General features: G+C 70.5%; 16 protein-coding genes and 1 tRNA gene. 13 read left to right on the top strand and 4 right to left on the bottom strand.

All coding sequences use genetic code 11. The features are described from left to right. The first annotated feature begins 191 nt into the window (after positions 1 to 191). From ccmA to ABE488_RS14215, 11 genes are all read left to right on the top strand, one after another. Positions 192 to 827, top strand: coding sequence for a heme ABC exporter ATP-binding protein CcmA (gene ccmA / locus ABE488_RS14265; RefSeq protein ID WP_346444933.1), 636 nt, complete (start codon positions 192 to 194; stop codon positions 825 to 827). Beyond that, a complete protein-coding gene (ccmB, locus tag ABE488_RS14260) occupies positions 824 to 1,513 on the top strand; it encodes a heme exporter protein CcmB (protein WP_346449041.1) in 690 nt (229 codons plus the stop codon). The genes ccmA and ccmB overlap by 4 nt, the downstream gene beginning before the upstream one ends. Positions 1,514 to 1,618: 105 nt before the next feature. Next, positions 1,619 to 2,377 (top strand): heme ABC transporter permease, encoded by a 759-nt coding sequence (locus ABE488_RS14255; protein ID WP_346444937.1) that lies wholly within the window; start codon positions 1,619 to 1,621, stop codon positions 2,375 to 2,377. Further along, the gene (gene ccmD / locus ABE488_RS14250; protein ID WP_346444939.1) at positions 2,374 to 2,547 is read left to right on the top strand and encodes a heme exporter protein CcmD; all 174 of its coding nucleotides are present in this window, start codon (positions 2,374 to 2,376) and stop codon (positions 2,545 to 2,547) included. The genes ABE488_RS14255 and ccmD overlap by 4 nt, the downstream gene beginning before the upstream one ends. After that, positions 2,544 to 3,020 carry a cytochrome c maturation protein CcmE gene (gene ccmE, locus ABE488_RS14245; RefSeq protein ID WP_346444941.1) on the top strand — a complete coding sequence of 159 codons (477 nt, stop codon included), beginning with the start codon at positions 2,544 to 2,546 and terminating at the stop codon, positions 3,018 to 3,020. Before ccmD ends, ccmE begins: the two co-directional genes overlap by 4 nt. A gap of 36 nt (positions 3,021 to 3,056) precedes the next feature. Next, positions 3,057 to 4,991, top strand: a complete 1,935-nt coding sequence (locus ABE488_RS14240) for a heme lyase CcmF/NrfE family subunit (RefSeq protein WP_346444943.1) — start codon at positions 3,057 to 3,059, stop codon at positions 4,989 to 4,991. Next, on the top strand, positions 4,988 to 5,551 hold the full coding sequence (locus ABE488_RS14235) for a DsbE family thiol:disulfide interchange protein (protein WP_346444945.1): 564 nt from the start codon (positions 4,988 to 4,990) through the stop codon (positions 5,549 to 5,551). Before ABE488_RS14240 ends, ABE488_RS14235 begins: the two co-directional genes overlap by 4 nt. Next, positions 5,548 to 5,991: a cytochrome c-type biogenesis protein gene (locus ABE488_RS14230; protein ID WP_346444947.1), complete on the top strand. Its 444-nt coding sequence runs from the start codon at positions 5,548 to 5,550 to the stop codon at positions 5,989 to 5,991. The genes ABE488_RS14235 and ABE488_RS14230 overlap by 4 nt, the downstream gene beginning before the upstream one ends. After that, positions 5,991 to 7,013: a tetratricopeptide repeat protein gene (locus ABE488_RS14225; protein WP_346449040.1), complete on the top strand. Its 1,023-nt coding sequence runs from the start codon at positions 5,991 to 5,993 to the stop codon at positions 7,011 to 7,013. Before ABE488_RS14230 ends, ABE488_RS14225 begins: the two co-directional genes overlap by 1 nt. Before the next feature lie 102 nt (positions 7,014 to 7,115). Next, positions 7,116 to 8,237 (top strand): homoserine O-acetyltransferase, encoded by a 1,122-nt coding sequence (locus tag ABE488_RS14220; protein WP_346449039.1) that lies wholly within the window; start codon positions 7,116 to 7,118, stop codon positions 8,235 to 8,237. 50 nt (positions 8,238 to 8,287) lie between these two features. Beyond that, on the top strand, positions 8,288 to 8,896 hold the full coding sequence (locus ABE488_RS14215; protein ID WP_346449038.1) for a cysteine dioxygenase family protein: 609 nt from the start codon (positions 8,288 to 8,290) through the stop codon (positions 8,894 to 8,896). A 39-nt stretch (positions 8,897 to 8,935) separates the two neighbouring features. Here the strand turns inward: ABE488_RS14215 and ABE488_RS14210 are convergent, their stop codons facing one another. Beyond that, complete coding sequence (locus ABE488_RS14210) at positions 8,936 to 9,439, bottom strand: hypothetical protein (protein WP_346449037.1); 504 nt, start codon at positions 9,437 to 9,439, stop codon at positions 8,936 to 8,938. A gap of 120 nt (positions 9,440 to 9,559) precedes the next feature. Here ABE488_RS14210 and ABE488_RS14205 point away from each other — a divergent pair. Together ABE488_RS14205 and ABE488_RS14200 are read left to right on the top strand one after the other, a co-directional pair. Beyond that, a tRNA-Leu gene (locus ABE488_RS14205) sits at positions 9,560 to 9,645 on the top strand. A 104-nt stretch (positions 9,646 to 9,749) separates the two neighbouring features. After that, positions 9,750 to 10,520, top strand: a complete 771-nt coding sequence (locus ABE488_RS14200; RefSeq protein ID WP_346449036.1) for an NRDE family protein — start codon at positions 9,750 to 9,752, stop codon at positions 10,518 to 10,520. A 16-nt stretch (positions 10,521 to 10,536) separates the two neighbouring features. Here ABE488_RS14200 and ABE488_RS14195 read toward each other — a convergent pair whose 3' ends face one another. The 3 genes from ABE488_RS14195 to phaC are packed head-to-tail and all read right to left on the bottom strand — an operon-like array spanning position 10,537 to position 12,323. Further along, positions 10,537 to 11,001, bottom strand: coding sequence for a hypothetical protein (locus ABE488_RS14195; protein ID WP_346444958.1), 465 nt, complete (start codon positions 10,999 to 11,001; stop codon positions 10,537 to 10,539). A gap of 4 nt (positions 11,002 to 11,005) precedes the next feature. Next, entirely contained in the window at positions 11,006 to 11,209 is a 204-nt protein-coding gene (locus ABE488_RS14190) for a PspC domain-containing protein (protein ID WP_346444960.1), read from the bottom strand. A 46-nt stretch (positions 11,210 to 11,255) separates the two neighbouring features. Further along, on the bottom strand, positions 11,256 to 12,323 hold the full coding sequence (gene phaC / locus ABE488_RS14185; RefSeq protein ID WP_346444961.1) for a class III poly(R)-hydroxyalkanoic acid synthase subunit PhaC: 1,068 nt from the start codon (positions 12,321 to 12,323) through the stop codon (positions 11,256 to 11,258). Position 12,324: the final 1 nt, after the last annotated feature.

Here is a 12,324-nt window from a genome sequence, read left to right as displayed (position 1 = left end):
TGGGGCCCCCCCACACAAAAAGCGGGTAATCTTTTATTTTTCCCTTTTATTTTTCACGCTGACCCCGTTTTTGGACCCCGGTTTTAGGGGCGGGCATCGGTGGCGGCATTGACCCAACGCAATGCCGGGGTCGGCGGCAGTCCCTAGAATGCAACTCCGACGCGGCCCTTCCGCCCGCCGACCGCCCGCCCATGCCTGCTGCTGTTTCGCCCCTGCTCGCCACCCGCGGCCTGCGCTTCTCGCGTGACGAGCGGCCGGTCTTCGGGCCGCTGGACTTCGCGGTGCAGTCCGGCGAAGCGCTGCTGGTGCGCGGTGGCAACGGCGTCGGCAAGACCACGTTGCTGCGCGTGCTCGCCGGGTTGCTCGAGGCCGACGAGGGCACGGTCGAGGTCGCCGGCCGCCCGGTCGCGCGCGCGATGCGCGCCGGCACCATGGCCTATCTGGGCCATCTGCCAGGGCTGAAGGCCGACCTGGACGCGGCCGAGAACCTCGCCTTCCTGGCGCGCCTGCAGGGCTGCCGGGCCAGCCAGACCGCCGAGCGCGCGCTTGGTGTCGTCGGGCTGGCCGCGCACGCGCATCTGTTGGTGCGGCAGATGTCGGCCGGGCAGAAGAAGCGGCTGTCGCTGGCGCGGCTGTGGATGTCGCCCGCGCCCCTGTGGCTGCTCGACGAGCCTTACGCCAATCTCGACCTGCAGGGCATCGAGCTGGTCAATCGCATGGTCCGTGCCCAACTCGACGACGGCGGCGCGGCGCTGGTCACCACCCACGGCGCCTACGCCGCGCCGCCGGTGCGCACGCGCGAGCTGTGCCTGGACCCGGCCGCATGAGCACACCGCTGCCCACGCTGGCCGGCAGTGCCCGCGCGCTGATCGCGCGCGACCTGCGACTGCTGTGGCGCCGGCGCGGCGACGCGCTCCAGCCGGCGCTGTTCGCATTGATCGTGATCGTGCTGTTTGCACTGGCGCTGGGCAGCGACGCGGCGATGCTGGCCCGGGTCGCGCCGGGCGTGCTGTGGGTCGCGGCGCTGCTGTCGGGGTTGCTGGCCCTCGACACGCTGTTCCGCGGGGACGCCGACGACGGCTCGCTCGAGCAATGGATGCTCGCCCCGGTCCCCCTGGCCTGGCTGGTGCTGGTGCGCACGGTGTCGCATTGGGCGACCACGACGCTGCCGCTGCTGCTGGCCACGCCGCTGCTGGCCGAACTGCTTGGACTGCCGCGCGCGCAATTGCCGGTGCTGCTGGTGGGACTGGCATTGGGCACGCCGCTGCTGAGCCTGCTCGGCGCGGTCGTCGCCGCGCTGACCATCGGCATGCGGCGTTCCGGTATCCTGTTGGCGCTGCTCGCACTGCCGCTGTACGTCCCGGTGCTGGTGTTCGGGGCCGGCAGCGTGGCGATCTCGGCCCAGGGCCACGATCCGACCGGCGGCCTGCTGCTGCTCGGTGCCGGCCTCGCCGCCGCCGTGGTGTTGGCGCCCGTCGCTGCCGCCGCCGCCATTCGCATCGCGCTGACCTGACCGCATGCAGCGACCGCCCGCCATCGACGCGCCACCGTTCCGCCCGCGGCCGGATGCCGCGCCGCACGATTCCGCCAGCCCGTCCACGCCAGCACGCCTGCCCGCATGAATCCCATCGTCCTCTGGTTCCATCAGCTCGGCTCGCCGCCGACATTCGACCGCTTCGCGCGGCGCTGGGCGCCGTGGGCCTACGGGCTGGGGCTGCTGACGATGGCCGTCGGCCTGTACGGTGCGCTGTTCCAGGTCCCGGCCGACTACCAGCAGGGCGACAGTTTCCGGATCCTCTACATCCATGTGCCGAGCGCCTGGATGAGTCTGGCGGTGTTCGCGCTGATGGCGCTCTACGGCGCGATCGCGCTGGTCTGGCGGATCAAGCTGTGCGAGATCCTGGCGATGGCCTGCGCGCCGATCGGCGCAGCCTTCACTGTGATCACGCTGGTCACCGGGTCGATCTGGGGCAAGCCGATGTGGGGCACCTGGTGGGACTGGGACCCGCGCCTGACCACCCAGCTGATCCTGCTGTTCCTCTACCTCGGGGTGATCGGCCTGTACCAGTCGATCGAGGACCGCCGCACGGCGGCGCGCGCGGCATCGCTGCTGGCGATCGTCGGGGTCGCGTTGCTGCCGATCATCCGCTACTCGGTGGTGTGGTGGGACTCGCTGCACCAGGGACAGACGATCCGCGTATTCGGTCAGTCGAGCATGGACGCGAGCATGATCGGCCCGCTGCTGTGGATGATCGTGGCGACCAAGTTCTGGTTCGTCGGGTCGCTGCTGGCGCGCGCACGCGCCGACAACCTGCGCCGCGAGGCGGGCAAGGACTGGGTGCGGCGGATGGCCGGCGCACCGGGAGAACGCGCATGAGCTATCTGGAATACGTCATCGCCGCCTATGCGGTGTTCGCAGCCGTGCTGGTGTGGGACTTCGTCGCCCCGCGGATCCGCATCGCGCAAACGCTGCGTGCGGTGCGCACCCTCGAGGCCCGCCGCCGGGCCTCCGTCGTTCCCGCCCCCGATACGGAGCTGACCCGATGAACCCCATCCGCAAACGCCGCCTGGGCTTCGTCGTCGCGCTCGCCGCCGCCGGTGCGCTGTCGGCCACGCTGATCGCCTTCGCGCTGCAGCGCAACGTCTCCTATCTCTACACCCCGGCCGAGGTGCTGGGCGGCGCCGCAGGGCCGGCGGTCGCCTCGGGCGAGGCGCGCTTCCGCCTCGGCGGGATGGTCGCCGACGGCTCGTTCGCGCGTGAGAGCGGATCGATGGAGGCGCATTTCCGCGTCACCGATGGCGATGCAGAACTGCCGGTCAGCTACACCGGCATCCTGCCCGACCTGTTCCGCGAGAACCAGGCGGTGGTCGCGACCGGGCGCATGGCCGACGGCGTGTTCGTCGCCGAGCAGGTGCTGGCCAAGCACGACGAGACCTACGTGCCCAAGGAGGTCGCCGACAAGATGGGCCTGGCCCACGACAAGCACGGGGTCGCGACGCCGGCCGAGGGCGCGCAATGACGGCTTGGGTCTGCGGGCCGCGCCCGGAGCGTACCGATGCTGCCTGAACTCGGTCAGATCACTCTGCTGCTGGCGTTGGTCGCCTCACTGCTGCAGACCCTGTTGCCGCTGCTCGGCGCACGTCGCGGCATCGCGCCGTGGATGGCGACGGCGCGACCGGCCGCCTACGCGCAGGCGATCCTGCTGCTCGCCGCCTGGGGGCTGCTCACCGTCGCCTTCATGGTGCAGGACTTCTCGGTGCGCTACGTGGCCGAGAACTCCAACCTGCTGCTGCCGATGATTTATCGGATCACGGCGGTCTGGGGCGGTCACGAAGGCTCGCTGCTGCTGTGGGTGTTCCTGCTGGCGTGCTGGAACGGCGCCGTGGCCTGGGGCTCGCGCGAGGTGCCCGACCTGGTGCTGGCCCGCGTGCTCGGCGTGATGGGCGCGATCTGCTTCGGCTTCCTGGCGTTTCTGATCTTCACCAGCAATCCCTTCGATCGCATCCTGCCGATGCCGCTCGACGGCCGCGATCTCAACCCGCTGCTGCAGGACCCGGGGATGATCGTGCACCCGCCGATGCTCTATATCGGCTACTCGGGCTTCATGGTGCCGTTCGCGTTCGCGATCGCCGCGCTGCTCGACGGCCGCATCGATGCGCGCTGGCTGCGCTGGACGCGGCCCTGGACCAACGTGGCCTGGGCCTTCCTGACCATCGGCATCGCGCTCGGCTCCTGGTGGGCGTATGCCGAGCTGGGCTGGGGCGGCTGGTGGTTCTGGGATCCGGTCGAGAACGCGAGCTTCATGCCCTGGCTGGCCGGCGCGGCGCTGCTTCATTCGCAGGCGGTGACCGAGAAGCGCGGCAGCTTCCACGGCTGGACGCTGTTGCTGGCGATCGCCACGTTCTCGCTGTCGCTGCTGGGCGCGTTCCTGGTGCGCTCGGGCGTGCTGACCAGCGTGCACAGTTTCGCCGCCGATCCGGCGCGCGGCCTGTTCATCCTGGTGTTCCTGGGGATCGTCGTCGGCGGCTCGCTGCTGCTCTATGCGCTGCGCGCACCCGATGGCCGCGGCGGCAAGCCGTTCACCGCGACCTCGCGCGAGACGCTGCTGCTGGCCAACAACCTGCTGCTGGTGGCCGCGTGCGCGATGGTGCTGCTGGGCACGCTGTATCCGCTGCTGGCCGATGCGCTGGACCTTGGCAAGATCTCGGTCGGTCCGCCGTACTTCTCGCTGCTGTTCCTGGTGCTGATGGCGCCACTGGTGCTGCTGCTGCCGTTCGGGCCGCTGACCCGCTGGCAGAACGATGCCGCCAGCCGGCCGCTGCGGATGCTCGCGCCGTGGGCAGTGCTCGCACTGGTGCTGGGCGCGGTCGGCTTCTATCTCGCTCCGCAGGGCCCGTGGAAGGTTGCGATGGGCATCGCCGGCGCGGTGTGGGTCGCCGCCGGCACGCTGCGCTTCGTCTGGGTGCGGCTGCGCACCGGCTCCAGGCGCTTCACGCCCGAGATGACCGGCATGCTGCTCGGCCACCTGGGCATCGCGGTGTTCCTGGTCGGCGCACTGCTGGTCGAGGCGCTCAACGTCCAACGCGAAGTCGCACTGGCGCCCGGGCAGACGCTGGAGATGGGCCGCGATGCGTTCGTGCTCGATGGCGTCGAGCACCATGAGGGGCCGAACTACATCTCCGACCGCGGTACCGTGCGCATGCTGCGCGACGACCGCCTGATCGCCACGCTGCATCCGGAGAAACGCGCCTACGTCAGCGGCGGCCAGGTGATGACCGAAAGCGCGATCCGCGCGGGCGTGACTCGCGACGTCTACGTCGCGCTCGGCGAGCCGCTCGGTGGCGATGCCTGGGCATTGCGTGTGCACGTCAAGCCGTTCGTGCGCTGGATCTGGGCCGGCGCGTTCCTGATGGCGCTGGGGGCATTCGTCGTCGCCGGCGATCGCCGTTTCCGCCGCCCGCCATCGCCGCGCAGGGAGCCGTCCGCATGACCACGTCCCCGACCCGCCGCTCCCACGGCCGCTGGTTGCCGCTGGCGGTCTTCGCCGCGATCGCCGTGCTGCTCGCCGCAGGCGTCTGGCTCAGCCGCAATCCCAACCGCGACGCCCTCCCCTCGCCGCTGATCGGAAAGCCCGCGCCGGACTTTCGCCTGCCGGTGCTGCACGAACCGGGCCGAATGGTGACCGCGGCCGAACTGCGCGGCGAACCCTACCTGCTCAACGTCTGGGGCAGTTGGTGCCCGGGCTGCCGCGAGGAACATCCGGTCATCAGCGAGTTCGCCAAGACCAAGCGGGTGCGCGTCATCGGCTACAACTGGAAGGACGAGCACAGCGATGCGCTGCGCTGGCTGGAGCAGTTCGGCAATCCGTACTGGCTGGTGCTGGTGGACTACGAGGGGCACGCGGCGATCGACTGGGGCATCTATGGCGCACCGGAGACCTTCCTGGTCGATGGCGACGGCACCATCGTCTGGAAATACGTCGGCCCGATGACCCCTGAGGTGCTGCGCACGCAACTGCTGCCGCAGGTCGAACGGCTGGAGGCGCCATGATCCGTGCGCTGCTGCTCGCGCTGGCACTGTGCCTGGCCTGGCCGCCCGCGGCCCGCGCGCAGGCCGCCGTCGATCCGGCGCCGCTGACATTCGAGAACCCCGCCGAGGAAAAGCGCTTCCGCAGCCTGATCCTCGAGCTGCGCTGCGTGATGTGCCAGAACCAGTCGCTGGCCGATTCCAATGCCCAGATCGCCCACGACCTGCGCCGCGAAGTGCTCACGCTGATGCGTCGCGGGCAAAGCGATACGCAGATCCGCGAGCATCTGGTCGCACGTTACGGCGAGTTCGTGCTCTATCGCCCGCGCGTCGGGCCGGCGACCTGGCTGCTGTGGTTCGGCCCGCTGGTGGTGCTCGGTGCCGGTGGCGTGGTGATCTGGCGGATCGTGGCCGCGCGTCGCCGCGAGCCACTGTCGCCGATCGATGACTCCCAGGAGTGGTAATGGCCGTTTTCGTTGCGATCGCGATCTGCATCACGCTGGCGACCGTCGCCATGCTGGTCCACGCCCTGCGCGCCGGGGCGCCACGCGTGGCGCTGGCGGTGGCCGTGCTGGTGCCGGTGCTGGTCGGCGGCCTGTACACGATCGTCGGCACCCCCGCCGCGCTCGATCCGCAATCGCTGCGCGCGCCCGGTTCGCTGGAAGAGGCGATCACCCGGCTGCAGGCCGACCTGGAACGCGACCCGCGCCAGCCCGAAGGTTGGCTGCTGCTGGGCCGCAGCTATGCGGCGATGCAAGAGCCGGGCAAGGCGCGCGACGCGATCGAGCGTGCGGCCAAGCTGCTGCCCGACGACGATGCGCTGCAGGTCGAGTACGCACGGGCGCGCGCCGAGGCGCATCCACAGCGCCGCTTCGATCAGACCGCCGTCGAGATCCTGCGCACGGTGCTCGCACGCAATCCCGAACAGCAGCACGCGCGCTGGTTCCTGGGCATCGCCCAGCGCCAGGCTGGCGACGATGCGGCTGCGGTCGCGACCTGGGAGCCGCTGCTGGCCCAGCTCGACGGCGAGACCGCCGCGACGCTGCGCGAGCAGATCGCTGCCGCACGCGAGGCTGCGGGCATGCCCGCGTCGACCGCCCCGGCCACCGAGGCGACGGCCGCGGTCCCGGCGCGCGCACTGCACGTGCGCGTGCGCATCGCGGGCGACCCTGCGGCCCTGGCCGCGCGACTGCCGCCCGAGGCCAGTGTGTTCGTGATGGCCCGCCAGCCCGGCGGCCCGCCGATGCCGGTGGCCGCGCAGCGCCACCGCCTGTCCGCGCTGCCGCTGGACATCGTGCTCGACGACGGCGACAGCCCGATGCCGACCCAGCCGCTGTCGGCGCTCGACGAGGTCGAAGTCGTCGCCCGGATTGCGGCCCGCGGCATCGCCGAGCGCAGCGCCGACGACCTGGAATCGGCGCCGGTGCGCGTGAGCCTGCCCACCACGGACACGATCGAGCTGGTGATCGAAGCCCCCCGCCCCTAGCGGCGAGGGGCGCGGCTGGCGATGGCTTTTCGCCGGTCGAACCGCGATCATGCAACGCCACGCGCCACCCGCACGCCATCGCGCCTCCGGGCGCCAGATCCGATGACCGAATTCATCCCGCCGGGCAGCCGCTTCGTCGCGCTGCCCTCGCCGTTCCCGATGAAACGCGGCGGCATGCTGCACGGCGCACGCGTCGCCTATGAGACCTGGGGCCGGCTCGACCCCGCCGCCGGCAATGCGATCCTGATCGTCACCGGCCTGTCGCCCGACGCCCATGCCGCCGCGCACAGCGACGACCCGTCGCCGGGCTGGTGGGAGGCGATGGTCGGCCCGGGCCGTCCGATCGACACCAATCGCTGGTTCGTGGTCTGCGTCAACTCGCTGGGCAGCTGCAAGGGCTCCACCGGGCCGGCCTCGGCCGATCCGGCCACCGGCGCGCCGTATCGCCTGGCGTTTCCCGAACTGGCGATCGAGGACGTCGCCGACGCCGCCGCGCATGTCGTGCGTGCCTTGGGCATCGCGCAACTGGCCTGCGTGATCGGCAACTCGATGGGCGGCATGACCGCGCTGTCGCTGCTGGCACGCCACCCGGGCCTGGCACGCACGCACGTTAACATCTGCGGCGCGGCGCGCGCGCTGCCGTTCTCGATCGCGATCCGCTCCCTGCAGCGCGAGGCGATCCGGCTCGACCCGATGTGGAACGGCGGCGACTACAGTGATGCGGCCTACCCCGAGAGCGGCATGCGCATGGCGCGCAAACTCGGCGTCATCACCTATCGCTCGGCGCTCGAATGGGACGGCCGCTTCGGGCGCGTGCGCCTGGAGTCGGACCGCCGCGACGACGAGGATCCATTCGGCCTGGAGTTCGAGGTAGAAAGCTACCTCGAAGGCCATGCGCGGCGCTTCGTACGCCGCTTCGATCCCAACTGCTATCTCTACCTGAGCCGGTCGATGGACTGGTTCGACATCGGCGATCACTGCGGCGGTGATACCGATGCGGGCCTGGCGGCGCTGCGGGTCGAGCGCGCGCTGAGCATCGGCGTGCACACCGACATCCTGTTCCCGTTGCAGCAACAGCGCCAGATCGCCGACGGCTTGCGCGCCGGCGGTGTCGATGCGCAGTTCCTGCCGCTCGCGTCGCCGCAGGGCCATGACGCGTTCCTGGTCGACATCGCTCGCTTCGGGCCGGCGCTGCGCGGCTTCCTCGATGCGCTCGCGCCCTGAGCGCAGGGCCGCGACACGGCGCACCGATCGCAGCGGCTAGACTGGACCGCATGCCCGAGACCACCTCGCCACTGCCCGACATCCGTTATCCAGGCCGCGATCGGCTGATCGCCGCTGTCGATGCCGCACTTGTCCACGACGACGCGCATACCGTCACCGCGGCGCTGCGCGAGACGATGCAGGCGTTGATCCGCGATCCTGCGGTGCGCCTGCCGCCGTGCGTGCATGCGCCGGTCGACGGCCACTACGCGCGCCGCGAGCTCTACCGCAGCTCGCAGCACGGCTACAGCATCGTCGCGATGACCTGGGCCCCCGGGCAAGGCACGCCGCTGCACGATCACGACGAAATGTGGTGCGTGGAAGGGGTGTGGCACGGCGCGCTCGAGATCGTGCAGTACGAACATCTCGCCCAGGACGGCGCGCGCCACCGCTTCCGGCCGGCGAGCACCGTGCAGGCGCAGACCGGCAGCGCCGGCAGCCTGATCCCGCCGCACGAGTACCACATCATCCGCAACGTCGACCCCGCGCTGGTCGCGGTTTCGCTGCACATCTATCAGGCGCCGATCCTGCGCTGCGCACTGTTCGATCCGCAGGATGGGGACTGGTACCTGCGCCGCGAGACGCTCATGCAGACCGACGCCTTCGACCCAGGCGACTAGCTGCACGCGCAGATCGCGGCGCAGCGTCTGCAAACACGGCTAGTCGAGCAGGCGCTCGACCTCAACGCGCAAGGTCTGGCCACCGTCGTCGAGCCAGGCCCGGCCCTGCACGACGATCCCGTCGCCCTGATGCGCCCGATCGACCAGCCCGTCTTCGATCGGCCCGCCCGAGGCCGCGTCGAAGCGCACCTGCTGCGGCAACCGCGACACCGGTTGGGGCACATCGGGGCGCAACGCCGCAGGCTGTCCCTCGACGTCGGACACCATGTAGCCGTTGGGACAGGGCGCACGCACGCAGCGGATGTTGCTCAGGTGCACGCGGAAGACGCCCTGCGCCAGACGCAGCTGTCCGGATGGCTGCGCCGGCACCCGCAACACTGCAGGATCGAGCACCCGTTCGCCGACGGGCTCGGCGGCGCCCACGTGCCGGCCGGACGGGCTTGCGCATGCGGCCAGCGCCAGGAGCAGCATGCCGACCGGCACGCCTACGAGCCGTCGCCCCAAGCGGTCTGCGCGCCCGCGTCCACGTTGACTGCCCGCCATGCCCGTCTCCTGCTGCCACCGGCACGCGCCGGCCCGCGGAGCATGCCAGGCGGGATGTTCGGATGGCGCGAATGCGTTGTCCGCTCCACCGCCGGACGATCCGCTATACTCGCCCTCCGCGCCGGAGTGGCGGAATGGTAGACGCAGTGGACTCAAAATCCACCGCCTTTAAAAGCGTGCGGGTTCGAGTCCCGCCTCCGGTACCAGCAGGCCGCATCCCGACGGGCCTGGACGCAATCTTGGCGTCGTTTGAGCAGTGCAGCCCAGCCAGTGCGCACGGCGCCGCCCCGCATTCGACTAGCATCGGCGCATGTGCCTGATCGCCGTCGCCTGGAACACCCGCCCCGACCTGCCGCTGGCGCTGATCGCCAATCGCGACGAGGCGCATGCGCGTCCGACCGCGGCGGCCGGCGCCGACCCCGAGGCGCCGCATGTGTTCGGCGGCCGCGACCTGCGGTCGGGTGGCAGTTGGCTGCAGGCCTCGTCGCGCCGCCGGTTGGCGGCGGTGACCAATGTCCGCGCCGGCGTGGCGCCGGAGACCGCGCCATTGTCGCGCGGCTGGCTGGTGCGCGACTTCGTCCGCGGCGACGCTCCGGCCGAACGCTTCGCCCATGCCTTGGCCGACAATGCTGCAGGCTACGGGCGCTTCAACCTGCTGCTGTGGGACGGCGACGCGCTGTGGTTTGCCAGCAACCATCCCCGCTTCGCGGTCGCCGAGGTCGCACCGGGATTGCACGCGATGTCCAACGGCGCATTCGATGCGCCCTGGCCCAAGAGCAACGCGGCCACACGCACTTTGCACGACTGGCTGGCCGCGTCGCCTGACGCTTCAGGGTCTCTGGCGCCGCTGTTCGCCGGCCTGCGCGACGTGCGCCCCGCCGACGATGCGCAACTGCCCGATACCGGCGTCGGCCTCGCGCTGGAACGGCGCCTGTCGCCGCCCTTCATCGAGGATCCGGTCTACGGCACGCGCAGCAGCACCGTGGTCCTGGCCGGCACCGACGACATCATGTTCGCCGAACGGCGCTTCGCTGCGGACGGGATGCCGGCGGGTGAAACCTGCGTGCAGCTCGGGCGCTGAATCGGGACGCGTCCAGTCACGGCGTCGGCCACGGCCACCAACCGTGCCCGGTCAGCGCATAGCGGTCGGCGGCGCGTTCGAAGCGGTTGCGCACGCTGACGCCGCCGCACAATAGATACAACGGCAAGAACAGCGGACCGAGCACCATGTACTGGTAGACATGGGCGCGCTCGTGGTCGCTCAGGCGGATCGGCGCCTCCACGCACAGTGCGGCGCGGTGCGCGTACGTGTAGCAGGCGCAGTCGAGCGAGTCGCCGGTATGCAGGATCGTGTTGCCGAACGTGATCGCCCCGCCCGGCCCCCAGGGCCAGCGGTCGAACACCAACGCCCAGTCGTCGCCGCGCCATCGGGCGCGCGCGCCGAACGGCAGGCCGGCCAGCCCGCCGAGCAGGCCGATGGCGGTATTGGGCAAGGTCCACACCGCCCCCAAGGCCGGCAACAGCGCACGCAATGGGGCCGGCAGGCGTCGCCCACGCTGCATCGCCTCAGGTCTCGCCTTCGGGCATCAGCAGCCACAGCAACAGGTAGACCAGCACGCCAGGAAACGCTGCCGAGAGCACCGACACCACGACATAGAGCGCGCGCACCAGCGTGGAATTCCAGTCGAACCGACGCGCCACCCCGCCCAGCACGCCGGCCAGGACACGGTCGCTGCGGGAACGGCTCAAGCTTGGGGCGGGGCTGGACATCGATCGGCTCCTGACGGACGGGGAAGACAGCGGTTAGGCGGCGCGATCAGTTGCGCTGTGCGAGCCAGTCGCAGATGGCCGCGGGCACCTGCGCCTGCGCCCGTCCGGACACGTAGATGCCGATATGCCCGCCGCGGAACGAGAACTCGGTGTAGTCGTCGGTGCCGACCAGACCGCGCATTGCGCGCGATGCGTCGGGCGGCACCATGTGGTCCTGCTCGGCGTAGATGTTGAGCACCGGCATCGTGACCCGCGCCAGCTCCACCGCGCGCTCGCCGATCACCAGGCTGCCGGCGACGAAGCCGTTGTCCTGGTAGAACTGGCGCACGAACTGGCGGAACGCCTCGCCGGCCTGGTCGGGCGAATCGAAGATCCACTTTTCCATGCGCAGGAAATCCTCGACCCCCTTCGGATCGTCGAGGATGTCGATCAGCCCCACGTACTTGTGCACCAGCAGCCGCCACGGCTTCATCATCAGGTAGCAGGCATTCATCATGTCCGCCGGGACGTTGCCCAGCGTCTCGACGAACAGGTCGACATCCAGATCCCGCGCCCAATGCGCGAGCATGTTGTCGTCGGTGTGGAAGTCCACCGGCGTGACCATCGTGATCAGATTGCGCACGCGCTCGGGATGCAGCGCCGCATAGCTGAGCGCGAACGTGCCGCCTTGGCAGATGCCGAGCAGGTCGATCGCAGGCAGACCGAAGCGGCGGCGCAGATGATCCACAGCGCCGCCCAGAAAGCGCTCGATGTAGTCCTCCAGCGTGAGGAACCGGTCCGAGCGATCGGCATAGCCCCAGTCCAGCACGTAGACGTCCTGCCCGCGCGCCAGCAAGCCGGCCACGATCGAGCGGTCGGCCTGCAGGTCGATCATGTACGGCCGGTTGACCAGCGCATAGGCGACCAGCAGCGGCGTACGCGAGGTCGGCGCCTGCGCGCCGATGAAGCGGTACAGCACGACCTTGCCGTCGCGCCAGACCTCCTCGCGGGGCGTGGCGCCATAGTCCACGTCGCCGACATCGCGCAGCGTCGCCAGGCCGGCCAGGAGCTTGCGCTGGACCTGCAAGGCCTCTTCGGCAATGCGTTCGGGCGTGATGCGCACCGGTCCCGCCATG

The organism is Luteimonas sp. TWI662, assembly GCF_039673825.1.
GTDB lineage: Bacteria > Pseudomonadota > Gammaproteobacteria > Xanthomonadales > Xanthomonadaceae > Luteimonas.
This window is presented reverse-complemented; position numbering and strand designations above follow the sequence as displayed.